At 73.0% G+C, this 22,814-nt stretch carries 21 protein-coding genes; 13 read left to right on the top strand and 8 right to left on the bottom strand.

The window, feature by feature from the left end:
• Positions 1-32 precede the first annotated feature (32 nt).
• A complete protein-coding gene (locus ACF1GV_RS24810; protein WP_391684701.1) occupies positions 33-1,340 on the bottom strand; it encodes an ABC transporter substrate-binding protein in 1,308 nt (435 codons plus the stop codon).
• A 118-nt stretch (positions 1,341-1,458) separates the two neighbouring features.
• On the opposite strand from ACF1GV_RS24810, the gene ACF1GV_RS24805 reads away from it, so the two are divergent.
• Together ACF1GV_RS24805 and purU are read left to right on the top strand one after the other, a co-directional pair.
• Entirely contained in the window at positions 1,459-1,959 is a 501-nt protein-coding gene (locus ACF1GV_RS24805; protein WP_391684699.1) for a hypothetical protein, read from the top strand.
• A 47-nt stretch (positions 1,960-2,006) separates the two neighbouring features.
• Positions 2,007-2,888, top strand: a complete 882-nt coding sequence (gene purU / locus ACF1GV_RS24800) for a formyltetrahydrofolate deformylase (RefSeq protein WP_391684697.1) — start codon at positions 2,007-2,009, stop codon at positions 2,886-2,888.
• Positions 2,889-2,999: 111 nt separating this feature from the next.
• On the opposite strand, the gene ACF1GV_RS24795 is transcribed toward purU, so the two are convergent.
• Complete coding sequence (locus tag ACF1GV_RS24795) at positions 3,000-4,400, bottom strand: maleylpyruvate isomerase N-terminal domain-containing protein (RefSeq protein WP_391685094.1); 1,401 nt, start codon at positions 4,398-4,400, stop codon at positions 3,000-3,002.
• A 179-nt stretch (positions 4,401-4,579) separates the two neighbouring features.
• Positions 4,580-5,161, bottom strand: coding sequence for a sigma-70 family RNA polymerase sigma factor (locus ACF1GV_RS24790; RefSeq protein WP_391684695.1), 582 nt, complete (start codon positions 5,159-5,161; stop codon positions 4,580-4,582).
• 323 nt (positions 5,162-5,484) lie between these two features.
• On the opposite strand from ACF1GV_RS24790, the gene ACF1GV_RS24785 reads away from it, so the two are divergent.
• The 4 genes from ACF1GV_RS24785 (at position 5,485) to ACF1GV_RS24770 (ending at position 9,353) form a co-directional block, all read left to right on the top strand.
• The gene (locus tag ACF1GV_RS24785; protein ID WP_391684692.1) at positions 5,485-5,859 is read left to right on the top strand and encodes an STAS domain-containing protein; all 375 of its coding nucleotides are present in this window, start codon (positions 5,485-5,487) and stop codon (positions 5,857-5,859) included.
• Between the two features lie 156 nt (positions 5,860-6,015).
• Positions 6,016-6,528: an EF-hand domain-containing protein gene (locus ACF1GV_RS24780; RefSeq protein ID WP_391684690.1), complete on the top strand. Its 513-nt coding sequence runs from the start codon at positions 6,016-6,018 to the stop codon at positions 6,526-6,528.
• A gap of 460 nt (positions 6,529-6,988) precedes the next feature.
• Complete coding sequence (locus ACF1GV_RS24775) at positions 6,989-7,465, top strand: ATP-binding protein (protein WP_391684687.1); 477 nt, start codon at positions 6,989-6,991, stop codon at positions 7,463-7,465.
• A gap of 625 nt (positions 7,466-8,090) precedes the next feature.
• Positions 8,091-9,353 carry an MFS transporter gene (locus ACF1GV_RS24770; protein ID WP_391684685.1) on the top strand — a complete coding sequence of 421 codons (1,263 nt, stop codon included), beginning with the start codon at positions 8,091-8,093 and terminating at the stop codon, positions 9,351-9,353.
• On the opposite strand, the gene ACF1GV_RS24765 is transcribed toward ACF1GV_RS24770, so the two are convergent.
• Positions 9,255-10,298 carry a GlxA family transcriptional regulator gene (locus ACF1GV_RS24765; protein ID WP_391684683.1) on the bottom strand — a complete coding sequence of 348 codons (1,044 nt, stop codon included), beginning with the start codon at positions 10,296-10,298 and terminating at the stop codon, positions 9,255-9,257. The genes ACF1GV_RS24770 and ACF1GV_RS24765 overlap by 99 nt on opposite strands.
• Positions 10,299-10,369: 71 nt before the next feature.
• Between ACF1GV_RS24765 and ACF1GV_RS24760 the strand changes: the two genes are divergently transcribed.
• Positions 10,370-11,677, top strand: a complete 1,308-nt coding sequence (locus tag ACF1GV_RS24760; RefSeq protein ID WP_391684680.1) for an MFS transporter — start codon at positions 10,370-10,372, stop codon at positions 11,675-11,677.
• Positions 11,678-11,835: 158 nt separating this feature from the next.
• Here the strand turns inward: ACF1GV_RS24760 and ACF1GV_RS24755 are convergent, their stop codons facing one another.
• The gene (locus ACF1GV_RS24755; RefSeq protein WP_391684677.1) at positions 11,836-13,032 is read right to left on the bottom strand and encodes a flavin-containing monooxygenase; all 1,197 of its coding nucleotides are present in this window, start codon (positions 13,030-13,032) and stop codon (positions 11,836-11,838) included.
• A gap of 453 nt (positions 13,033-13,485) precedes the next feature.
• Here ACF1GV_RS24755 and ACF1GV_RS24750 point away from each other — a divergent pair, with 453 nt between their 5' ends.
• Both ACF1GV_RS24750 and ACF1GV_RS24745 read left to right on the top strand, forming a co-directional pair.
• On the top strand, positions 13,486-14,097 hold the full coding sequence (locus ACF1GV_RS24750) for a GNAT family N-acetyltransferase (protein WP_391684674.1): 612 nt from the start codon (positions 13,486-13,488) through the stop codon (positions 14,095-14,097).
• Complete coding sequence (locus ACF1GV_RS24745) at positions 14,094-15,008, top strand: GNAT family N-acetyltransferase (protein WP_391684672.1); 915 nt, start codon at positions 14,094-14,096, stop codon at positions 15,006-15,008. Before ACF1GV_RS24750 ends, ACF1GV_RS24745 begins: the two co-directional genes overlap by 4 nt.
• Here ACF1GV_RS24745 and ACF1GV_RS24740 read toward each other — a convergent pair.
• Positions 14,986-15,651 (bottom strand): pyridoxal 5'-phosphate synthase, encoded by a 666-nt coding sequence (locus ACF1GV_RS24740; RefSeq protein WP_391684670.1) that lies wholly within the window; start codon positions 15,649-15,651, stop codon positions 14,986-14,988. The two genes, ACF1GV_RS24745 and ACF1GV_RS24740, sit on opposite strands and share 23 nt — an antisense overlap.
• Positions 15,652-15,703: 52 nt before the next feature.
• Between ACF1GV_RS24740 and ACF1GV_RS24735 the strand changes: the two genes are divergently transcribed.
• Complete coding sequence (locus tag ACF1GV_RS24735) at positions 15,704-17,272, top strand: hypothetical protein (RefSeq protein WP_391684668.1); 1,569 nt, start codon at positions 15,704-15,706, stop codon at positions 17,270-17,272.
• A 17-nt stretch (positions 17,273-17,289) separates the two neighbouring features.
• On the opposite strand, the gene ACF1GV_RS24730 is transcribed toward ACF1GV_RS24735, so the two are convergent.
• A complete protein-coding gene (locus tag ACF1GV_RS24730) occupies positions 17,290-17,913 on the bottom strand; it encodes a LysE family translocator (protein WP_391684665.1) in 624 nt (207 codons plus the stop codon).
• Between the two features lie 82 nt (positions 17,914-17,995).
• Here ACF1GV_RS24730 and ACF1GV_RS24725 point away from each other — a divergent pair, with 82 nt between their 5' ends.
• Positions 17,996-18,448, top strand: coding sequence for an Lrp/AsnC family transcriptional regulator (locus tag ACF1GV_RS24725; protein WP_363263482.1), 453 nt, complete (start codon positions 17,996-17,998; stop codon positions 18,446-18,448).
• A 281-nt stretch (positions 18,449-18,729) separates the two neighbouring features.
• Here ACF1GV_RS24725 and ACF1GV_RS24720 read toward each other — a convergent pair whose 3' ends face one another.
• Positions 18,730-19,365, bottom strand: a complete 636-nt coding sequence (locus tag ACF1GV_RS24720) for a TetR family transcriptional regulator (RefSeq protein ID WP_363263720.1) — start codon at positions 19,363-19,365, stop codon at positions 18,730-18,732.
• Positions 19,366-19,499: 134 nt separating this feature from the next.
• Between ACF1GV_RS24720 and ACF1GV_RS24715 the strand changes: the two genes are divergently transcribed.
• Both ACF1GV_RS24715 and ACF1GV_RS24710 read left to right on the top strand, forming a co-directional pair.
• The gene (locus tag ACF1GV_RS24715) at positions 19,500-20,225 is read left to right on the top strand and encodes a VOC family protein (RefSeq protein ID WP_391684663.1); all 726 of its coding nucleotides are present in this window, start codon (positions 19,500-19,502) and stop codon (positions 20,223-20,225) included.
• Positions 20,226-20,415: 190 nt separating this feature from the next.
• Entirely contained in the window at positions 20,416-22,788 is a 2,373-nt protein-coding gene (locus ACF1GV_RS24710; RefSeq protein WP_391684661.1) for a PQQ-binding-like beta-propeller repeat protein, read from the top strand.
• Positions 22,789-22,814 lie beyond the last annotated feature (26 nt).

Here is a 22,814-nt window from a genome sequence, read left to right as displayed (position 1 = left end):
ACCGCCCCGGGCCGTGCCGCCCCGGGGCGCTCTCAGTTCAGGTGCGCGTTCTTCAGAGTGTCCGTCACGTCGACGAAGCCCTTGCGGGCCGCGACCAGCCGGCCGTCCCGGACGACCTGCAGGGTGACGTCGGTGTTGACCAGGCGCGGGAAGCCGATGGGGGCGAGCTTGCCCGCGAAGGGCCAGCTCAGCGTCGGCGTCAGCCCGCCGGTGGTGACCGGCACGCCGTCGTCCAGGGCGTGCCGTACGGTGTCGGCGGTCACCTCGCCGCGGCCCAGGGACTCCACGACCTTGCGGAACGCGGTGTAGGCGATGTAGGTCGTCTGCACCCCGGCGTCGGCCGGATCGATGCGGTTGTCGGTGAACGCCTGCTCGCTGATCACCTGCTTCATCCCGTCCCAGCGGGGATCGGTCGACACCGGGTACCAGCCGGTGATGTACGACCCCTCGTACGGCCCCGCACTCCCGCCCGAGGCGTCGACGGCGGTCTGGTCGACGCTGCCCATCACCGTGGCCGCCCCCACCCCGGGGTACTGCGCCCGGGTCCGGCGGAAGGAGTCCATGAAGGTGCCGGTGCGCTCACCGAGCGCGGGCACCACGCACCCGTCCTTCCGGGAGCCCCGGGCGGCCTGCTTCAGCGCCTGCTCGGACTGCGCCTCGTACTCGGTGGCGTCCTCGTCGGCCACCAGATCCCCGGCGTCCGCGTGGCCGCCCGCCTTCAGCCCGGCGCCGAGCAGCGAGGGCAGCTCGTCACCCGCGATGGTGTCGGGGCGCACCAGCGCCACGTGGCCGCAGCGTGCGGCGAGTTCCCGGCCGAGACCGGCGAGCAGCACGGGCTGGCCCCCGTTGACCGGGTACGACAGGGGGCTGGTGAACTCGGCGGTGGTGACGCCGTAGCCGCCGATATAGGGGATGCCGGCGCTCTCCAGCGGCGGGAAGTAGGAGTCCGAGTACTGGCTGTAGGAGCCGACGACCGCGACGGCGTGCTCGTTGACCGCGCGCCGGGCGCACTTGGCGGCGGCCACGGTGTCGTTGTGCTCGTTGCAGGTCAGCACCTTCAGCGTGCGGCCGTTGATGCCGCCGTGGGCGTTGACCCACCGCGCGTAGGCTTCGGCGAAGGCGGGCATACCGGGCTTGTTGGTCGCCGTGGTCTCCATCGGCGCCCAGGTCATGACGGTGACGGGATCGTCCCCGGAGCCCCCCGTGGCACCGGGGAGGATCCCGCAACCGGCGGCCAGCGACGCGCACGCCACCGTGGCCGCCGCCGCTGTGGCGGCTCTGGTCAGAGGCCCGGTGGTGAAGGGGAGGACGGTGCTGCGCGTGCGTCGCCTGCCGGTCATGCACACGCACGATTCCCCCACATCACCAACCGTGGAGTGACCCACGGTCAACGGACGGTGACGTGAAGGTGAATTACGGGGGGTCGGAAGGGCGGCCCGGAAAGGGAACGTACGATCGATGACCGTGCAAGGTTCGGAGAAGTCTTCCCGTCGCGGCCGTCGCTCCAGCACCATGGGCGGCATGCCACACAACGACATGCCGTGGTGGCGCTGGCGCAGCAACGTGCGCTCCGCGCTGCACATGCTCTCCGACCCGGGATTCCAGCGCGACGTCTGGCTGGCCGGAGTGGCGGGCTACGGCGACGTCACGGACGCCGTGTACCGCCTGGTCGAGGACACCTGGCTGGACCACTGGTCCGCCGAGAAGTACGTCGGGACGATCTTCCGCGACTCGCAGGAGGCGGCGCTCGTCGACACCGCGGTGCTGCGCGTGCTGCGGATCATGCACCAGGTCGGACCGGACGCCCCGGTCGCCACGTACATGGAGCACCCGGAGTGGCCCGAGGCGGTGCGCGCGGCACGGGACGCGCATGTGCGGATGGCGACGAGCGACGGCGACGACCCCGACGCGCCGCCGCGCACCCTGGAGGTGCTGCACCTCTTGACGCGGTCCGCTTAGCGGACGACCGCACCACGCGCGGGGCGGGGCATGAGATCCTGTGACGCATGACTGAGCAGCCCGTGCCCGCCGCCGCCCCGGCCGACCAGTATGTCCTCACCCTCTCCTGCCCGGACAAGAAGGGCATCGTGCACGCGGTGTCCAGCTACCTGTTCATGACCGGGTGCAACATCGAGGACAGTCAGCAGTTCGGCGACCACGACACGGGTCTGTTCTTCATGCGGGTCCACTTCTCGGCGGATGCGCCGGTGACCGTGGACAAGCTGCGCGCCAGCTTCGCGGCGATCGGTGACTCCTTCCACATGGACTGGCAGATCAACCGGGCCGACGAGAAGATGCGCATCGTCCTCATGGTCAGCAAGTTCGGGCACTGCCTGAACGACCTGCTCTTCCGCGCCCGGATCGGGGCGCTGCCGGTGGAGATCGCGGCGGTGGTCTCCAACCACACCGAGTTCGCCGAGCTGGTGGGCTCCTACAACATTCCCTTCCACCACATCCCGGTGACGAAGGACACCAAGGCGGAGGCCGAGGCCCGGCTGCTGGAGCTCGTGCGCGAGCAGAAGGTGGAGCTGGTCGTCCTCGCCCGCTACATGCAGGTGCTCTCCGACGACCTGTGCAAGCAGCTCTCCGGGCGGATCATCAACATCCACCACTCCTTCCTGCCGAGCTTCAAGGGCGCCAAGCCGTACCACCAGGCGCACGCCCGCGGTGTGAAGCTCATCGGCGCGACCGCGCACTACGTCACGGCGGACCTCGACGAGGGCCCGATCATCGAGCAGGAAGTCGAACGCGTCGGCCACGACGTCACGCCGGACCAGCTGGTGGCGATCGGCCGTGACGTGGAGTGCCAGGCGCTGGCGCGAGCCGTGAAGTGGCACGCCGAGCGCCGGATTCTGCTGAACGGCCGCCGGACGGTCGTCTTCGCCTGAGCGGCGGGGCGGTTTCGGCGGTCGCGCGCGGCTGCGGGTCGTACGGGGCTGGTCGCGCGGTTCACCGCGCCCCTTGGGTGGGTGCAGTCACCCCCCGCCGCACGCTGCCCCCTACATTCTGCTCAACCCCGCCACGGCGAACAGCACATCCCTGATCGCCTCCTTGTCCCCGGCCTGCCCTGCCGCAGCCTCCGCAGGAGAAACGTGGCCGGCCGCCAGCTGGCAGAACTCCACGTCGTCCAGGGCGACATGGGCCACCTCGTGCTCCGCGGAGGCCACCGCCGCCGGTGAGTCCAGCGGGATCAGCCACTCGCCCCCGCCCGAGCCCTCGATCTCCAGCCGCAGGCTCCGCCCCGGCCGCCCGGCGGACACGAGGTGGCGTGTCGCGCCGGGCGCAGTCAGCCCGGCCTGCCGGCGCGCCGCCAGTGCCTGCGGCAGCATCCGCGCCGCCAGGTCGATCATGCCGTTCAAGTGCCGCGGTGCGGGCGGGGCGTAGGGGTAGTCCACCGCTTCGGCGATGTCACCGGCGTGCACCCAGCACTCGAAGGCGCGGTCCAGCAGCGCGTCCCGCAGCGGCAGTTCGCCCTCCCCGTACGGCACCTGGAGCAGGCCTGCGGTGCTGCCGGTGAACGACACGGTGCGCACCAGGTCATGGCTCTGCTCCCGCCAGGGCCCGCGCACCGAGCGGGTGGGCGGGAAGCGCGAGGCGCGCCAGTACGACTCCGTGCGCCCCGCGGGCGTCGGAGCCTGCGGGGACACGTCCGCAAGCGGGTCGTCGAGGCCGAGCGCCACCGCGACCAGTCCGTCGACGGCCAGCAGATGCGCGATCACCCCGGCGACGGTGGTACGGCGGGTGGTGGTCGCGTCTGTCTCGAACCAGCGCAGCCGCACGGGCGCGTGCCACTCGGCGTCCCCGAAGTCCTGCAGCAACGCGTCCAGCCGCGCCGTCTCTGCGTCGTACGCCCTCGCCCACTCCGGCACCGGGATGCGCGGCGGGCGCCGGTCGAGGCAGCCCTGGAGCACCCGGGTGCGCAGGCCGGGGTCGAGGTCGAGGCTCTCGGAACGCTGGAGCAGGCCGACGGCCTCGCGCAGCCGCCGCGCCTCGACGGCGCAGGTGCCGCAGCCGCCCAGGTGCTCCTCCACGGCCGCGGTCTCCTCCGCGGAGCAGGCGGCCAGCGCCCACGCCCCGAGCAGCGACTTCAGCACCGGGTGCGGCAGGGCGGGCGGCTGAGGTGCCGGTGGTGGGTCGGGCAGCGGCTGCCCGCTGTCCTCGACGGCCGCCCGGGGCAGGGGTATCCGCGGGGGCCTGCCGGGATCGGGCACGCCGGAACCGCCGGCCCCGTCGCCGTTTCCGTTTCCGGGGCGACCGGGCCCACCGGTGCCGCCGGGACCTCCGGCGGCACCACCCCCGTCACCGGACCCGTACGCCTCCCCGAAAGCCCCTTGCCGAGGCTCCCCGGGACCCCTGGGCTCCCCGGACTCGCCGGGCTGTGCGGAACTCCCGGGCTCCATGAATTCCCCACCGCTCACCCCCTGCACCGGAATGTCCCCCCAGGCGTCCGTGCCACGCGGTTCCGGTCCGACCCGGCCGCCGGTCATCGCGCCCGTGCCGTGTGCCGTCTCCCGGCCCTCCTTCTCGCCGGCGGTCCCCGGCAGGTCGTCGCCGTGGGACGCGAAGCCCTCCGCGTCGTTCACGCGGCACCCCCGTACTCCGGTGGTGCCCCGGGCGTGCCGGCGTCGTGGGCCGTGGACAGCAGTTGCAGGCCGAGGCGGAGCCGGCGGCGGGCCTCGTCCTCGGTGACGCCGAGGTCGGCCGCGGTCTGGCGGTAGTCGCGGCGCTGGAAGTACGCCAGTTCCAGAGCGGCGCGCAGCGGGGCCGGCATGGCCTGCACGATGTAGTCGGCGCGGGCCGCCACCGAGGCGTGCCGCACCTTGCGCTCCAGCTCGTCGGGGGAGCCGGGCGCCCCTTGGGCGAGCGCCGCGGTCTCGGTGGCCCGCAGCCGCTGCACGGCCATCCGGCGGGTGAGGTCGGCCACCCAGGTGCGCAGCGGACCCCGCTTCGGGTCGTAGCTGTCCGGGTGTTCCCAGACATGGGCGAAGACCTCGCGGGTCACGCCGTCGGCGGCCCGCTCGTCGCCGAGCACGCGGTGCGCGAGCCCGTGCACGAGGGAGGCGAAACGGTCGTAGAGCTCGCCGAGGGCTGCCGCCTCCCCGCGTGCCAGCCGCTGCTGCATCTTGCGGTCCCAGCGGGGCGGTGCGTCCTTCTTCGCCATACGGCCCCCTCACCCAGCCCGTGCCCGTCTTCAGCGTGCGCCCATCGACATCTCGAATGTAGTCGGCACGTCTGACAACGCACGCCCCTTTGTGTCAATGTGCGCCCCCCTCGGGGTCGTGCGTGCTAGGGCGCTTACCCGGAGGAGCCGCCCCCGGAACACCACAGCGCCCGATCGAACAATATCGAAATGAGATTGAATTCGACTGAAACAAGCCGATCCTGATCGGGGCCCGTTTTTGACGGGGCGTTTCAGGGAAACGCCGCTGGGCAGCCGCGCTGCAAGGAAGTGTAAGAATTCCTTCCGTTTGGCGAGCAAGGGGCGTGGTGGTGACGTTCAAAGTGACCGACTCGGAGCAAGGGGCGTGGGCCGTGCTCCAGGTGTCGGGTGAGCTGGACCTGGTCACGTCGCCGGTGCTGCGGCAACGGGTGCACGACGTGATCGCCGAAGGCCGGCACAGCCTCGTCCTCGACCTGTCCCAGGTGCAGTTCTGCGACTCCAGCGGGGTCGGCGTCCTCATCGCCGCCCGCCGCCTGCTGCGCTCGTGCCAGGGCCGGCTGCGCCTGGTGCTGCCCGCCCAGGGGGCTGTGGACGGTTCTCACGTCAACCGGGTCCTCGGAGCCCTCGGCGTGCGCCGTCTGTTCGATGTGCACGCCGACCTCGAGGGCGCCCTCGGTGAGGAGCCGTTGTCGGCCTGATGTGTGAGTCGTTTCACACCGATTGCCACAGTGTTGTCCCGGTTTTCCGCCGGTCTCGGTACAGCCGCCGTCACCTCCCCGCCGCGCTCGTTCGTACGTCGTACGCTCGCATGCCGGATGCACCACCCACCCCGACCTAAGGCGGCCGAAGAAGAGATGGTCAGCAGCGAGTACGAGCGTGAGATCGCCGCCCGGTTCGCCACTTTCGACCAGGACGGCAACGGCTGGATCGACCGCGCGGACTTCAGTGTCGCCGCGAAGGCGCTGCTCGCGGAGTTCGGCGTCGCTGCCCGCTCCGACAAGGGGCAGACGCTGTACGCCGGCGCCGAGGCGTTCTGGCAGGGCATGGCCGGGATGGCCGACCGGGACGGCGACCAGCGCATCACCCGCGAGGAGTTCGTCACCTGCGCGGTCAAGCGGCTGCGCGACAACCCGGAGCGGTTCGCCGAGATCGCCCGCCCCTTCCTGCACGCGGCCCTCGCGGTGGCCGACACCGACGGCGACGGCTTCGCCACCGTCGCCGACACCGCGCGCGTGCTGCACGCCCTGGGCGTCGCGCGGGAGCCGGCCGAGGTCGCGGCCGCCACGCTGGACGCGGACGGCGACGGCAAGGTCGGCGAGGCGGAGAGCGTGCCCGCGTTCGCCCGCTGGTTCACGGTGCCGCAGTAACGCCGGCCGTACAGGGCGCGGGAGTTGTGCGACCGGCGAGGGAGTTGAGCCATGGCCAAAGATGTCGCGGATCGTGGCAATGCGGTGTCACGGAGCGTCGATACCGGGTTGTGTCCTCGGAGGGGGTCGTCACGGCCCGGAGTCGAGGGGTGGCTCCGGTACCTTGTGTGAGATGCGAGTGGTTCCCGGTACGAGCCATGCCGGTGGTGCCTGTTCGACTCCCCCTGACGAGCGTCGCACAGTATGCCGCACGGGTACTCCTTCGCGCTGGAATATGCCCGAAGCGCTTGTTGAGGTGACGGTACGTCAACCAAGCTGGCGTACAAGGGTTTCACGTTCCGTGATCCAGGCTCCGGCCATTGTCCTGGCCATGCAGAAAATGGCTACGATCGTGGCTCTCGTCGTCGTGGTGCTCGCGTGGCGCGCGGCCATGTGTCCGCCGGTTCGGATGGTGTGAGCGGTGCAGGTGCTTCAAGTGCAGCTGGAGATCCGGCCCGACCCCGCGGAGGTCGGACGGGCCAGGCGGTGGGCCCGCTCGAGGCTCGCCGGTTCGGGGATAGCGGCCGACGAACCCCTCGCCGAGACGCTGATCCTGCTCGTGTCGGAGCTCGTCACCAACGCCGTGGTGCACACCGGCCATCCGGCCGTGCTGCGGTTGTCCCTGCCGGGCGTCGCGGCCGAATCGGCGACGGTGCGGCTGGAGGTGGCCGACTCCAGTGAGTGCGCGCCCGTGCCGCGCTGCGTGGGCGGCGACGCCACCGGCGGTCGGGGCCTCGCCCTCGTCGACGGACTCGCCGACCGGTGGGGCTGGAGTCGCGAAGGCGCGGGCAAGCGCATCTGGTGCGAACTGGACCGGTGCAGCGCGACGCGGGACTCCGCGAGCATCTGCGGAGGCCTGGTGGCGCCGTACGAGGGGCTGGCGTTCGAGGCGGTGTGACCGGCGGGCCCGGGTGTCGTGAGCCGCGCGCCGCGACGCGACCCTGCTCTGCTGTGCCCTGCCCTGCTGTGCGATCCCCGGGGAGTTGCCGTGCGCCCGGGGTGTGCTTCCGTGCGCGCCCGTGACAAACGGGGTGTAAGTAACATTTCTCCTTCGCCATGTTGACGACGAGTGTCCGTTTGATCACGCTTGTGGTCAGCGATCCGCCGTGAGGGGACGGCGAGGGCGCCGGTGGCGGGCGTCCTCGGCGAGTGCGGGTCGTCCGGTTCGGCGGCGGTTGTCCGAGGGCTCAGGGCGGGGGAGCCGGGGCTGGTGCGCCGAAGCCGGCCGACGGTGCGCGGTGCCGTGCTCGGGGCGGGCAGCCGCGCGCCGTCGGCCATGGGAAGCGCGATCTCTGTCCACAGGCTGTGGACAAATTTTCCGGATTCCCGTTCCCTTTTCCCGGACTCCCCTTCCCACTCCGGCCCGCGGCGGCGACGCGTGCCGTCATCGCGCCGGGCCGCGTGGCACCTCCCAGCGCATGACGCACCGTCAACTCCCGGTCGGCGAACGGGGACGCGGCTGAGCCGGACCAGGTTTTCCACAGGCGGAGCGGGCTGTCGGTGCCGCGCTTTACCGTCATGACATGACCTACCGCGACGTTGCCTCGAAACAGGTGCTGGCCTGGGCCGCCACGGCCCTCGGTGCCCGGATGCCGGTCGCCATGGCCCCGCTGGCCGTGGTGTTCCTGGTCCGCGAGCGGCCCGGCGGCTATTCCCTGGGCGCGGCCCTCGCCACGGCCTACGTCATAGGCGAGATCGTGGGCGCCCCCCTGCTCGGCACACGGCTGCGTCCCGACCGGGCCCGTCCGCACCTGGCGGCGGGACTGCTGGCCGGAGCCGCCGGTTTCGCCGGGCTCGGCGCCTGGCCCGGTGCGCCCGCGACGGTCCTCGCCGCCTTCGCCCTCCTCGCCGGGGCGGCGCCCGCCGGGGCCGCCGGCGGCCTGCGCAGCCTGCTCACCGCGCTCGTTCCCGAACGGGCCGTGCCGCAGGCGATGTCCACCGAGTCGATCCTGATGTCGGGCGTATGGGCGATCTCCCCGGCCCTCGTCGCCGGTCTCGCTCTCGGCGCCGCTCCACGGGTGCCGCTGCTGCTGGCGGCCGCGCTGATGGCGACGTCCGTCGCGGGCCTGTGGCTGCTGCCGGCCGGCTGGACCACGGGCGCGGGAGACGGCACAAGCGGCGGCAGAGCAGGGGCGCGGGTCCTCGCCGGGGCCTGGCCCGTCTACGTCACCGGTGCGGCCAGCCTCACCACGCTCGGCCTCGCCGAGATCATGCTGCCCGCCCTGCTCGAACAGCGCGGCGTCGGCGTCGGCTGGTCCGGCCCGCTGCTCACCTTGATGGCGGTGGCCGCGGGAGTCGGCGCCTTCCTGTACGGGCTGCGCAACTGGCCCTGGCCGCTGCCCACGCGCAGCCTGGTGCTGATGACCGGCACGGCCCTGTGCGTGACCCTGGCCGCGCTGATACCGCACACCGCCGCGATCGCGGCGACGCTCACCGCGGCCGGCCTGCTGCAGTCCTGCGCCATGCTCACCCGCAACCTCGCCCTGCGCGAGGCGCTGCCGGCGAGCGCCCTGGCCGCCGGCTACTCCGTGATGTACGCGGCCGCCGGCGCCGGATACGCGGCGACCGGCTCCCTGGCCGGGGCCCTGCTGAAGGTGACGACGCCGTCCACGGCCGTCCTCGCCGGGGTCGGTCTGACCCTGCTGCTGACGGCCGTCGGCTGGTGGGGCGAGCGCTGCGCGGCGCGGTCAGCCCAGGGCTCCGACCTCGCCACCGTCGACGCGGCCGGCCGTGGTGCGGAAAGTGCGGCGATAGGCGGTGGGGGTGACGCCGAGCGCGGCCTGTAGGTGCTGCCGCATCGACTGGGCCGTGCCGAAGCCGGCGTCCCGGGCGACCTGGTCGACGGACAGACCGGTGGACTCCAGCAGGTGCCGGGCCCGCTCCACGCGCTGCTGGGTGAGCCACTGGCCGGGGCTGACGCCGGTCTCCTCGCGGAAGCGGCGGGTGAAGGTGCGCACCGACATCGACTCCTGCGCGGCCATGTCCCGCAGCTGGATCGGCTCGTGCAGCCGCCCCAGCGCCCAGGCCCGCGCCGCGGTCGTGGTCGCCTGCTGCGGATCGGGCACCGGCCGGTCGATGTACTGCGCCTGCCCGCCGTCGCGGTGCGGCGGAACGACCGTGCGGCGGGCCACGTCGTTCGCGACGGCCGTGCCGTGGTCGCGGCGCACCATGTGCAGGCACAGATCGATCCCGGCGGCCACCCCGGCCGAGGTGAGCACGTCACCGTCGTCGATGAACAGCACGTCCGCGTCCACCGCGATCTTCGGGAAGAGGCGCTGGAAGCGCTCGGCGTCGGCCCAGTGCGTGGTCGCCGGGCGGCCGTCCAGGTAGCCGGCGGCGGCCAGGACGTACACGCCGGTGCAGATGGAGGCGAGCCGGGTGCCGGGGCGGATCAGCGCGAGCGCGGCGGCCAGCTCGTCGGTGAGCACGCCCTCGTCGTACAGCGGGCCGAGTTCGTACGACGCCGGGACGATCACCGTGTCGGCCTGGGCCAGCGCCTCGGGGCCGTGGGGGGCGTACACGCTGAAGTCGGCGTCCGTCTGCACCGGGCCCGGCGGGCGCACCGAGCACGTCACCACCTCGTACAGGGGCCGTCCCAGCGCGTCCTTGGGGCGGCCGAAGATGCGGTGCGGGATGCCGAGTTCGAAGGGGAGCAGCCCGTCGAGGGCGAGGACGACGATGCGGTGCGGACGGAAGCCGTCCGCGGAGTCGGCGGGGTCGGCTGAGTCCATGGCCCGATCCTAGCGAACGCTGTCCCTCGGGCCACTCGTTCGAGAGTGGCCCACCCAGGAAGCTCTAGGACGTGACGCAGACGACCGAAGCACTCACCGCCCAGCAGGAGCCCGTACGGCGGCCACGCATCCACCGCGCGTGGTTCGTCGCCGCGGTCACCTTCGTGACGATCGTCGGAGCGGCCGCCTTCCGCTCCCTGCCCGGACTGCTGATCGACCCGCTGCACGCGGAGTTCGGCTGGTCGCGGGGGACCATCGGCGCCGCCGTCTCCCTCAACCTCGCCCTGTACGGCCTCACCGCGCCCTTCGCCGCCGCGCTGATGGACCGTTTCGGCATCCGCCGCGTGGTCGCCGCGGCGCTGACCGTGATCGCGATCGGCTCCGGCCTGACCGTGTGGATGACGGCGGCCTGGCAACTGTGGCTGTGCTGGGGCCTGCTGGTCGGGCTCGGCTCCGGCTCGATGGCGCTGGCGTTCGCGGCGACCGTCACCAACCGCTGGTTCACCGAGCGGCGCGGTCTGGTCAGCGGCATCCTCACGGCCGGCTCCGCGTCCGGGCAGCTGATCTTCCTGCCGCTGCTGTCCTGGATGCTGGAGCGCAACCAGGACTGGCGGCCGGCCGCCGTCACGGTCTCCCTCGCCGCGCTCGCCGTCGTCCCGTTCGTCTGGCTGCTGCTGCGCGACCACCCGGCCGACGTGGGCGCCAAGCCGTACGGCGCGTCCGCGTTCGTGCCGAAGCCCGCACCCGTGACGGGTGCGGCGCGACGTGCGCTCACCGTGCTGTTCTCCGCGGTGCGGACGGGGCAATTCTGGCTGCTGGCCGGGACGTTCGCGATCTGCGGCGCCTCCACGAACGGGCTGGTACAGACCCACTTCGTGCCTGCGGCGCATGACCATGGGATGCCGGTGACGGCTGCGGCTTCGCTGCTGGCGGTGATCGGGGTGTTCGACGTCGTCGGCACGATTGCCTCCGGCTGGTTCACCGATCGGTTCTCGCCGCGGCGGCTGCTGGCGGTGTACTACGCGCTGCGGGGGGTGTCGCTGCTGTTTCTGCCGATGCTGCTGGCGCCGAGTGTGCATCCGCCGATGCTGTTCTTCATCGTCTTCTACGGGCTGGACTGGGTGGCCACCGTTCCGCCGACGCTGGCCCTGTGCCGGGAGCGGTACGGGGAGGACAGCGCGATCGTCTTCGGGTGGGTGCTTGCCTCTCACCAGGTGGGGGCGGCGGTGGTGGCCGGGCTGGGGGGAGTGGCTCGGGATGTCTTCGGGAGCTATGACGTGGTGTGGTACGCGTCGGGGGCGTTGTGTGCGGTGGCCGCGTTGATGGCGTTGGTCATTCGGGGTGGGGGGCGGGGGGCTGCGCCGGCTCCGGTGGGGTGAGGTTGTCGTTCGCCTGCGGGTTTCGTTGTGGCTGGTCGCGCAGTTCCCCGCGCCCCTTTTTTTTTGCCTGCGGCGGCCCGTTGCTGTCCGGTGGCCGGTTGCGGTAGCGCCTTGCGTTGTCTGTGAGTCGGGGGCTGCGGCCCGTCGGCGGTGCCTGTCTAGCTGTGCGCGGGCAGTCGGGAGATGTGGGTGCCGTGGGCTCGGATGACGGCCTTGGCTATCTTCTCCGCGTCCAGGGCCAGTTCGCGGAGCATGCCGCTGATGGGGTTGGTGTAGCCCGTGAAGTACAGGCCCGGCGCGTTGTGGGGGGTGCGGGCACCGTGGGTTGTGGGGCGGCCGTCTTCGTTCAGTACGGTCAAGTGGCCGACGAGGCTTTCCAGTCCGCGGGTGTAACCGGTGGCGGCGATTACCGTGTCCGGCTCGATCCGGGTGCCGTCGGCGAGCAGCACCTTGCCGCTCTCGAAGCCCTCCACGGCCGCGACGATCTCCACCCGCTCGGTGCGTACGGCGTCGATGAGGCCGACGTCCTGTACCGGGATGGCGCCCTCGGTGACCCTGCTGTACAGGCCGGTGCCGGGGCGGGGCAGGCCGTGTGCGGACAGGTCGGGCACGCTGATCCGGGCCAGGGGCCGGGCGAGCGCGTCCACCAGGGGCACCGGCAGGCGGCGTACCAGAACACCGGTGTACTGGGCGGCCCAGCCCGCGGTCGAGCGGCGCACGATGTGCGGGGCGGTGCGCACCGCGAGCCGTACCCGTGCGGCGCCGCCCTCCACCAGGTCGACGGCGATCTCCGCACCGGTGTTGCCGACGCCGACGACCAGGACGTCGCGGCCGGCGTACGGTTCGGCGTTGCGGTAGTGGCCGGCGTGCAGGAACTCGCCGGTGTAGGTGTCCCGGCCGGGCCAGTCGGGCACGTACGGCGTGTGGTTGAAGCCGGTGGCGACGACCACCGCGGCGCCGGTCAGCTGCCGGCCGCCGGTGGCGTGCAGCAGCCAGCCGTCGGGCTTGCGGTCGATGCGCGTCACCTCGACGCCGGTGACGATCTCCAGTTCGTGGTGCTCGGCGTACTTCTCCAGGTACCGCACCACGTCGTCCCGGGCCACCCAGCGCCCGAACCGGCGGGGCATCGGCAGCCCCGGCAGGCCGGACAGACGGCGGGTGGTGTGCAGGTGCAGCCGGTCGTAGTGACCGCGCCAGGACGCGCCGACCCGGTCCGCCCTCTCCAGTACGACGGCCCGTACGCCCCGGGCCCGCAACGCGTACGCCACGGACAGACCACCGGGGCCGCCGCCGACGACGTACACGGGGCGGTCCGCCGGGGTCGCGGGGCGCGGGGACGTGGGGGAGTCGACCATGAGCGCGAGCGTAATCACGCCCGCGTTTGATGGGTCTCGGTCAAGAGGGGAATTGGTTGCGGATTGATCACGGCTGTGAAGATCCGCCGGTGGTACGGGTGATCCGGGCGAGAAAGTCGCCGGGCTCGGTGGACCGTCCGCCCCCACCGCGGCCCCGACTCACAGACACCGCAAGGCGCTACCGCAACCGGCCACCGGACAGCAACGGGCCGCCGCAGGCACAAAAGGGGCGCGGAGAACTGCGCGACCAGCCACAACGAAACCCGCGCAGGCCGCCGCAGGCAAAGGCGACCAGCCACAACGAACCCCGCACTCGAACGACAACCTCGCCCCACCCAAGCCGCCGGCAGGCACCCGCACTCGAACGACAACCTCGCCCCACCCAAGCCGCCGGCAGGCACCCGCAGGGAAAATCCCCGCCCCCCACCCCACCCCCTCATGTTCAATGACCGGATGACCCCCGCCCCGGCCCTCCGCACCCACGACCTCCGCCTCCGCCGCTGGGACCCCGCTTCGGACGCAGACGTCGAGACGTTCCTCCGCGGCTGCTCCGACCCGGAGTTCCAGCGCTGGAACACCCCGCTGCGCCCCATCGCCACCCTCGCCGACGCCCGCGCCACCCTCCGTGCCAAGGCCGACGCGGCCGACGCCGGCACCGGTGTGGCGTTCTGCGTGGAGGACGCGGACAGCGGCACCCCGCTCGGGCACATCGGCGTCAGCCGGATCGACCGCGCCATGCGCTCCGCCACCGTCGGCTACTGGATCCTCCCCGAGGCCCGCGGCCAGGGCATCGCCACCCGCGCCCTGTCCGTCGCCACCCGCTGGGCGTTCACCGACCTCGCCCTGCACCGCCTCGAACTCGACCACGCCGTGGGCCACGACGTCTCCTGCAAGGTCGCCGAACGCTGCGGTTTCCGTTACGAGGGCACTCTGCGCGGTGCGATGTGGGAGGCGGGCCGCCGTGACGCCTTCCGCGACTGCCACCTGCACGCCCGCCTCGCCACCGACCCCGAGCCGCACGACAACGCCAAGGCCGGCCCCGATTCCCAGGAGGCACCCGCATGAGCGACTGGTGGAGCACCCCGGACCTCGACGCCTTCCTCGCCCGCGCCGCCACCTTCCTGCACTCCCGTCCGGCCGCCCACACCCTCCCCCTCTCCGTGACCGACGCGCTGCGCCACCGAGGCCTGCACGCGTTCGGCGACGGCGACCCCGTCTTCGGCGTCCTGGAACGCGCCGGCACCGTCGAGGCCGTCTTCGTGCGCACGCCCCCGTGGCCCCTCAACGTCACCGCCCTGTCCGAGTCCGACGCCGACGCCCTCGCCGCGCATCTGGCCGCCGAGGGCCACGACCCGTCCGGCGTCACCGCCGACCAGGACACGGCGGCGGCCTTCGCGGCGGCCTGGCAGAGCCGCACCGGCGCCACGGGCCAGGCCGGCAAGCGGCAACGCCTGTACCGCCTCGCCGAGTTGACGGCACCCCAGCCGTCCCCGCCCGGACGCCCCCGCGTCGCCACCGCCGGTGACCGCGCCCTGCTCGCCCGCTGGTTCGCCGAGTTCGCGGAGGCGGTCGGCGAATCCGTGCCGACCGACGCCGGGGCCTGGGCCGACGCGCGGATCGCCTACGGCGGCGTCACCCTCTGGGAGAGGCCGGACGGCACCCCGGTCGCCATGGCCGGTGTGACCCGTCTGGTCGCCGGGCAGGTCCGGGTGGCCCCCGTCTACACCCCGGCGGACCTGCGCGGCCGCGGCTACGCGGGCGCCGCCACCGTCGAGGTCAGCCGCGCCGCGCTCGCCGCCGGCGCCGACGAGGTCCTCCTCTTCACCGACCTGGCCAACCCCACCAGCAACGCCCTGTACCAGCGGATCGGCTACCGTCCGGTGGCCGACTTCACGGTATGGGAGTTCACACCGGCAGACGCCTCAGACGCCTCAGACGCCTCAGCCGCCGAAGTCACGGCCACAGCAACCCCCTGACCCACTCACCGTCCTGCCGCCGGTACGCCACCCGCACATGCCGCCGCGCCTCGTCCCCCTGGAAAAACTCCACCTCCTCGGGCCGCAGCCGGTACAGCGTCCACGTCGGTGCCTGGGCGTCCGGCTCGCGCCGGGCCCGGTCCCACGCGGCCTGCGAGGCGCGCCGCAACTCCTCGACGGACTCCAGCGGCTCGCTCTGCCGCCCGGTGAGCGCGGCCGCCAGCGCTCCCGTGGAGCGGGCGTGCAGGTCCGCCTGGGCCTGGGCGGGCGGCGCCACGGTGACCGGCCCGCGCACCCTCACCTGCCGTCCCAGCACCGGCCAGTAGAAGCAGAGGGCGGCATACGGCCGTGCGGCGAGCTGGCGGCCCTTGTGGCTGACGGCGTGCGAGGCGAAGGCCCAGCCGTCGGCGTCGGCGCCGTGCAGCATGACGATCCGCACGTCCGGGAGGCCCTCCGCGTCCGCGGTGGCCAGCGACATGGTGTGCGGTTCCGGCTGCCCGGCCGCCACCGCGTCCGCGAACCACTCCTCGAAGAGGGCGAGCGGATCGGCGGGGGCGGCGTCCGGATCGAGGGACGGCAGCCGGGTCACCTCCGGGTCCCACACCCGAAGTGACCTCAGCAGCTCGTGCAGGTGGGTTGCCATGAGCGGAAGTATGGCCGGGCCGCGAAGATCACCGGGCGGTAGCCTCGGCCGGATGCGTCTGATACCCGACGACCCGTTCCCCGAGATCGGTCACCCGTACATCACCGCCGTCAGCGCCGACGGCCGCTGGCTCGCCGTCAGCTGCCACGCGACCGACGGCGCCGATCACGGCCGTGTCGCCGTGTACCGGACGGCCGATCTGGCCCTGTGGGACCAGTTCCGGCTTCGGGAGGGCGTCGAGCTGATCGCCTTCCATCCGCGGCTGCCCGTCCTCGCCGTCGGCACCGAGGCCGGGGACGAGTTCGAGCGCCGGGGCGGGCTGTACCTGTACGAGCCCGGGACGCGCCGCCGGACCGGCATGACCGTCGCCGGTGCCGGGGTCGTCCATCTGCGCTGGCGGGACGCCCGGCGGCTGGAGGTGCTCTTCGCCGAACCCGTCGTCGACTTCGCGGACCCGGGCCGCACCACCCACACCCGCGCCACCGTCGTGCGGGACGACTGGTCCGGTGTGCGTGCCGAGGACCTCGCGGCGCCGCTCGGCTGGCCGCGCGGGGAGATGGTGGTCGACTGGAGCCGGATGGAGGGACCGGAGATCAGGCATCCGCAGCAGTACCTCGCCGCTCTCGCCGCCGAGCACGGCCGGGCCTGGAACCGCCGCTCCGGGGTGGCCCTCGTGGAGTCGCTGCGCGACGGCCGGGTGCTCGCCGCCCTGCAGACCGGGACCCTGCTGGAGTGCTGGTCGCCGGAGGGCACCCTGCTGTGGTCGGTGCCGGAGCCGGAGGAGTCCTTCCACCGCAACGGCGGTCATTTGTACGTCTCGCCGGACGAGGAGAGCGCCTGGGTGACCGTCCGCTACGGCGACAGCAGCAACCCGACGACCTTCCTGCGCCGCCTCTCGCTCGCCGACGGCAGCCAACTGGCCGAGCAGAAGCTCGACTTCCCCGTCGCCCTCGCCTGGCGCGCCGACGGCGCCTGGGTGGCCCGAGACTCCCGCGACATCTTCCCCGGCCCGCGCTGGCCCCCGTACGACAGCGTCGTGTACACTCCGAGCGGGCGGCGTCTGGCTCAAGTGCCGCTGGGGGAGAGCGACCGTTCGTTCGGCCTGCGGGTGCGCCGCTCGCCGCATCTGCTGGTCCTGCGCGGCTACGGCGAGGAGGGCACCCGCACGGAACACCTGGACAAGTGGGTCGTCCGGCTCTCCCCGGCCGGTGTCGAGCGGCTCTTCCCGCTGTCCTGGGACGGCACGCCCGGCGCGTCCCCGCACGCGGGGCCCGCCGTGTACGTCGACGACGCGGCCGGCCCGGGACTCGTGCACGCCTGCACGGTCCGCCGGGACGACCACCTGGTGCGCCGCGCCTTCCCGGGCGGCGATCCGCTCTGGGTGCACCGCTTCGGCACCCGGGTGACCGACGTCGACGTCCACGACGGCCACCTCCACGCGGTGACGGGCGAGCGCGAACTGCTCACCCTGCGCGCCACGGACGGCACGGTCGTACGCCGTACGCCCCTCACCCTCGACGGGCACACCTACACCCCGACCTGCCTGACCGCCGCCGAGGACGGCCGGGTGGTGATCGGCACGGTGGAGGGGCGGCTGCTGACGGCACCCGGACGGCCCTGACCCCGGCACGGCCGTTCTCACAGCGTGGCCAGGCGCTCCACCAGCAAGAACGCGCCGATGCCCAGCATGGCCGCACCCGACGTCCGGGTGACCGCGCGGGCGGCGGCCGGCCGGGCGCCCAGCACCGCGCGGGCCAGCAGGCCGACCGCCAGGTAGACGGCGGTGCAGCACGCCATGTGCAGCACGCCCAGCACGGCGGTCTGCGCCGGCACCGGCAGACGGTTGCCGCGCACGGTGAGGAACTGGGGCAGGACGGAGAGGTAGAGCAGCAGCCCCTTGGGGTTCAGGCCGCTGATCGCGGCCCCGCGCCCGAAGACCCGCAGGCCGCCCCGCGCGTCCATCGACTCCCCGGCGTCCGGCGTCACGGGCCGGCGCAGCACGTTCCAGCCCAGCCACACCAGGTACCCCGCGCCCACCACGGTCAGCGCGGTCAGCAGCGCCGGAGAGCCCGCCACGAGCACCGCGAGCCCCGCCGCCGCCAGCGCCGTGTGCACCGCGTACCCGGCGACCAGACCGGCCACGGCCAGGGTCACCCTGCGGCCGCCGAGGCCCGCGGCGATCGCGTACGCCCAGTCGGCGCCCGGCACGCAGACCAGCAGAAAGTCCAGGGCGAGGAAGGAGAGGAGGGTCGCGGAGTCCATACCGGGGACATTAGGCGCGATCCGCCCGAAAGTGTTCCCGAAATTTGCCCCTGCTCTCGCACGTCGGGGGAAGATTTGCCCCATGGACGACGTGGACCGGAAAATCCTTGCCGAGCTTCAGCAGGACGGGCGGCTGACCGTGACGGAGCTGGCCGCGCGGGTGCGCCTGAGTGTCTCGCCGTGCCATCGCAGGCTGCGTGAGCTGGAGCGGTCGGGCGCGATCAGCGGATACCGGGCGATGGTGGACCCGGCGGCGGTGGGGCTGACCTTCGAGGCGCTGGTCTTCGTCTCGATGCGGCAGGAGGACCGGGAGACGGTCGCCGGCTTCGAGCGGGCCCTCGGGGAGGTGCCGGAGGTGGTGGAGGCGCAGCGGCTGTTCGGCGAACCGGACTACCTGCTCCGCGTGGTCGCCGCGGACCTCGCCGCCTACCAGCGCCTCTACGACGACCGCCTGGCCACCCTGCCGGGCGTCCAGCGCCTGACGTCCACGCTGGTGATGAAGCACGTGGTCAAGGACCGCCCGCTGCCGGCGTGACGCTCCGCTGTCTGTACCGGGACGGGCCGTCTTCCGTCCGCGGCGCCGTCGTGGTGGTCGCGCAGTTCCCCGCGCCTCCTTGGGGCGCTGCCGAACCGGCGCCCGCTGGGGAGCCCGGGGCGGGAATAGGGGGTGTCAGCCCCCGGGGCGGAAACCGCGGGGCCGTACTCCGTAACACGGCGGAGCCGGATACGCAGCAGGCGGTGGTCCACCTGGGTGGACCACCGCCTGCCAGACAGGACTCGGAGCTCGGTGCAACAGGCCGGGCGGAGTGCCGGCGCCTACCGCGTCGGCTTCTTGCCGGTGACGCCCAGATGCACCAACAGCGCGAGGTTCGGTTTCAGTTCGGCCTGCTTCACACCCCACGCCGTGAAACCCTTCTGGTGGGAGGCCACCGCCGCGAGCATCGCGACGAGCGCGCCGGCGATCGCCGCGGGGTTCACGTCCTTGTCGATCCTGCCCTTGGCCTGCAGCTCGGAGATCGACTCCGCGAGGGAGCCGTTCACCGCGTTGAGGATCTTCATGCGGATCTTGTTGAAGCGCTTGTCGCCCTCTGCGGCGCCGAGATCGATCACGCGCAGGATCGCGTCGTTCTGGCGCCAGAACTCGAGGAAGCCGTCGACGAGTTCCTGCGCGCTCTGCCAGCCGGCCTTGCCGGCCCACGACCGGCCCTTCACCAGCTCGGCCAAGACGGCGCCCTCGGCGGTCATTTGGTCGGCGATCTCCAGGACGGCGCCTTCGACGTCCGGGAAGTACTGGTAGAAGGTCGCGGGCGAAGTGCCCGCCTTCCGGGCCACGTCGATGACCTTGACATCCCGGTACGGAGAGGAGCTGAGCATCTCGCTGAGGCAGTCGAGCAGCTTCTGGCGGGTCGCCTGCCCTCGCCGGCCGGCCACGCGGCCGTCGACGGTACGCACTTGTCCTGTCATGCCGTCAGCTTACCGAGGGGGTGTCGTAGCGCGATTTGGCCGACTGCAAATGGGGTGCACGGGGGTGCGGAGGCTGGTGTGCCTGGTCTGCGCGGTGCGCGTGGTCCCGCTACTTTGGCGGCATGGCCGAAAACAGCTCATCCACGTACCCCGAGGGCGCCCCCTGCTGGGTGGACGCCCAGCTGCCGGACGTGGAGGCGGGCAAGCGGTTCTACGGTGAGCTCTTCGGGTGGACCTTCGAGGCCGCCCACGGCGACTCGGTATGGGCCCGCCTGGACGGGGAACCGGTCGCCGCGCTCGCCCGCAAGACCGACGGGCGGCTGCCCACCGTCTGGACCGTCCACTTCGCCACCCCCGACGCCGAGGCGCTCTCCCGCCGTATCCGGGCGGCCGGCGGACAGGTGGTCACCGCCCCGCTGGAGGTCGGCGAGCTGGGCGTCGCCGCCTTGGCCACCGACCCCGAGGGTGCCGTCTTCGGCCTGTGGCAGCCGGGCAGCCACCCCGGCTTCGGCCGCAGCCGGGACGAGGGCACCTTCGCCTGGGTTGAGCTGTACGCACGCGACACCGCCGCCGCCAACACCTTCTACGGCGACCTCTTCCACGACGCGCTGTTCGGGTCCGGCGCCGAGCCCCGCTTCGGCCGCGCCCCGGTCGTCGACGTCTTCCCCGCCGAGATGCCACCGCACTTCCTGGTCCACTTCCGGGTGGGGGACTGTGCGGAGGCCCTCGGCCGGGTGCAGCGGCTCGGCGGGCGGGTGCAGGCGGACCCGTTCACGACGTCCTACGGCACGGTGGCGGTGGTCACGGACGACCAGGGGGCGTCGTTCGCGGTGCTGGAGCGGCCGTAACGGCGTCTGAACTGTCACTTTCATCCTGAAATAGTGTGAGACACCCCTCTCGTCACCGGGTTCGCAACCGGTGCCCGGGACAGGAAGAATCAGGGTGCGTGCCGCCACGGCGGTGCGGTGGTGAGACGCTGCACTTCGGCCGTGTCCACAAGCAGGTGATACGCGGCTCGTACGGGGAGGTGGCAGGCAAGTGGTGGATCAGCTGACGCAGCACGATCCGCGGCGGATCGGGCCGTTCGAGGTGCTGGGACGGCTGGGTGCCGGCGGCATGGGGCTGGTCTATCTGGCACGCTCGGCGTCCGGCCGGCGCGTGGCGATCAAGACGGTGCGCACCGAGCTGGCCGAGGACCAGCTGTTCCGGGTCCGTTTCACCCGCGAGGTGGAGGCGGCCCGCGCGGTCTCCGGCTTCTACACGGCGGCCGTCGTCGACGCCGACCCGCGCGCCGCCGTCCCGTGGCTGGCCACCGCGTACGTGCCCGCCCCCTCCCTCGAGGAGATAGTGAACGAGTGCGGGCCGCTGCCGGCCCAGGCGGTGCGCTGGCTGGCGGCCGGTGTCGCCGAGGCGCTGCAGTCCATCCACGGCGCCGGGCTCGTCCACCGCGACCTGAAGCCCTCCAACGTCCTCGTCGTCGAGGACGGCCCCCGGGTGATCGACTTCGGTATCGCCTCCGGTGTATCGAACACCCGTTTGACGATGACGAACGTCGCCGTCGGCACCCCCGCCTACATGTCCCCCGAGCAGGCCAAGGACTCCCGCAGCGTCACCGGCGCCAGCGACGTGTTCTCCCTCGGCTCCACCCTGGTCTTCGCGGCCACCGGCCACCCGCCCTTCCACGGCGCCAACCCGGTCGAGACCGTGTTCATGCTGCTGCGCGAGGGCCCCGACCTGGAGGGCCTGCCCGACGAGCTGCGCCCGCTGATCGAGTCCTGCATGCAGATGGAGGCCGCCGCCCGCCCCAGCCCGGCCGACCTCCAGGCCCAGCTCGCCCCGCACCTGTTCGGCTCCGGCTCCGACGACAGCGGTACGGCCTCGGCATGGCTGCCGGAGAAGGCCGTCGCCATGATCGAGACCCGCCGCGGCGGCCGCCCCGCCGCCAAGCCGGCCCCGGCGGGCCCGCGCAGCGGCGGCCGCGGCGGATCCGGCGGCGGTCAGGGTGCCGGACCCGCCATCCCGCCGCCGCCCCCGCACGCCCCCGCCGTCCCCGCTGCGCCGGTCTCCGCGGGAGCGCCCGACACGGGCCCGGTCCACCTGGCCGGCGCCGCCGTGCCGATCGGCCCCGGCCCCCGTGTCGCCGACCTCCGCGCCGCCGCCGTCAAGGCACCGGCGCCCGAGGCCGCCCTCGCCGCTTCCTGGTCCAAGCCGCGCCCCGGCGTGGGCGGCGCCGACCCGGCCGTACCCCATCCGCCGCCGGCGCCGCCCGAGCAGCAGCAGAGCGGCTGGCGGCCGTGGCGTTTCCGCATGTCGAACGACGTCTGGGGCACCCCGGCCGTCGGCGGCGACCTGGTCTACGTCACCTCCTTCGAGGTGCACGCCCTCGACGTGGCCACCGGCCGGCGCCGCTTCAAGACCCGGGACGTGGCCTGGTCGATGGCGGTCACCGACGGCCGGGTCCACGCCTCCGACGGCCCCACCCTCTTCGCCCTCGACGCCCGCACGGGCAGCGACCTGTGGCGGCTGCAGACCGACGCGTGGGTGTACTCCCTCAAGGCCGAGCGCGGCACGGTCGTCACCGGCACCCGAGGCGGCGGCGTCCAGGCCTGGGAGGCGTCGAACGGGCAGAAGCTGTGGGAGATCACCGGCGTCCAGACCGACTTCGAGTCCCCCGAGGCCGGGCCCGCCCTGCACGAGGGCACCGTCTACGTCTGGCAGGAGGCCCGGCTGCGCGCCCTCGACGCCCGCACAGGCGACGAGCGCTGGTCGTACCCCATCGGTGACGCGGCCTCCTGCGGCGGCGTCCCGCTGCGCCTGACCCAGGCCCCCGACGGCTACGTCTACGTCAGCGCCGGCACCCGCGTGCTCGCCCTCGACGTGGCGAGCGGCATGGTGCGCTGGCACTTCGAGGCGCCCGCGGTGTTCCTCTCCCCGCCGGCCTTCGTGCCGGGCCCGGCGGTGACCGGCGGCGGGGTGTACCTGGCGGACTACCTCGGCACGGTGTACGCCCTCGACGCCACCGACGGCCGCGACCGCTGGCGCATCGCCACCGAGTCCCGCGCCTCCGTCGAACCGGTCCTGGTCGTCGCCGGGCACGTCCACGTCGGCAGCGGCAAGGGCCTCTACACGCTGGACGCGGTGACGGGCACGCCCAAGTGGCGCTTCCAGGCGGGTGGCGACATCGTGGGCGCGCCCGCGGTGGCGGAGGGCCGCATCCACTTCGGCTCCACCGACCACCTCCTCTACACGCTCAAGGCCGACGACGGCCGGCTGCGCTGGAAGCTCGCCACGGGCGGTGAGATCACCGGCTCGCCCCTGGTGCGCGACGGGGTCGTGTACGCGTGCAGCAAGGACCGCTGCGTGTACGCGCTCGACGCGGAGAAGGGAACGGGGACGGCGCGGACGGCGTGACGCCGGCCTCCGGACGCGGATGTGCG

Source organism: Streptomyces sp. NPDC014006 (genome assembly GCF_043088925.1).
GTDB lineage: Bacteria > Actinomycetota > Actinomycetes > Streptomycetales > Streptomycetaceae > Streptomyces.
Note: the sequence above shows the minus strand (reverse complement) of the source record. Positions and strands in the feature narration are given on the sequence as shown.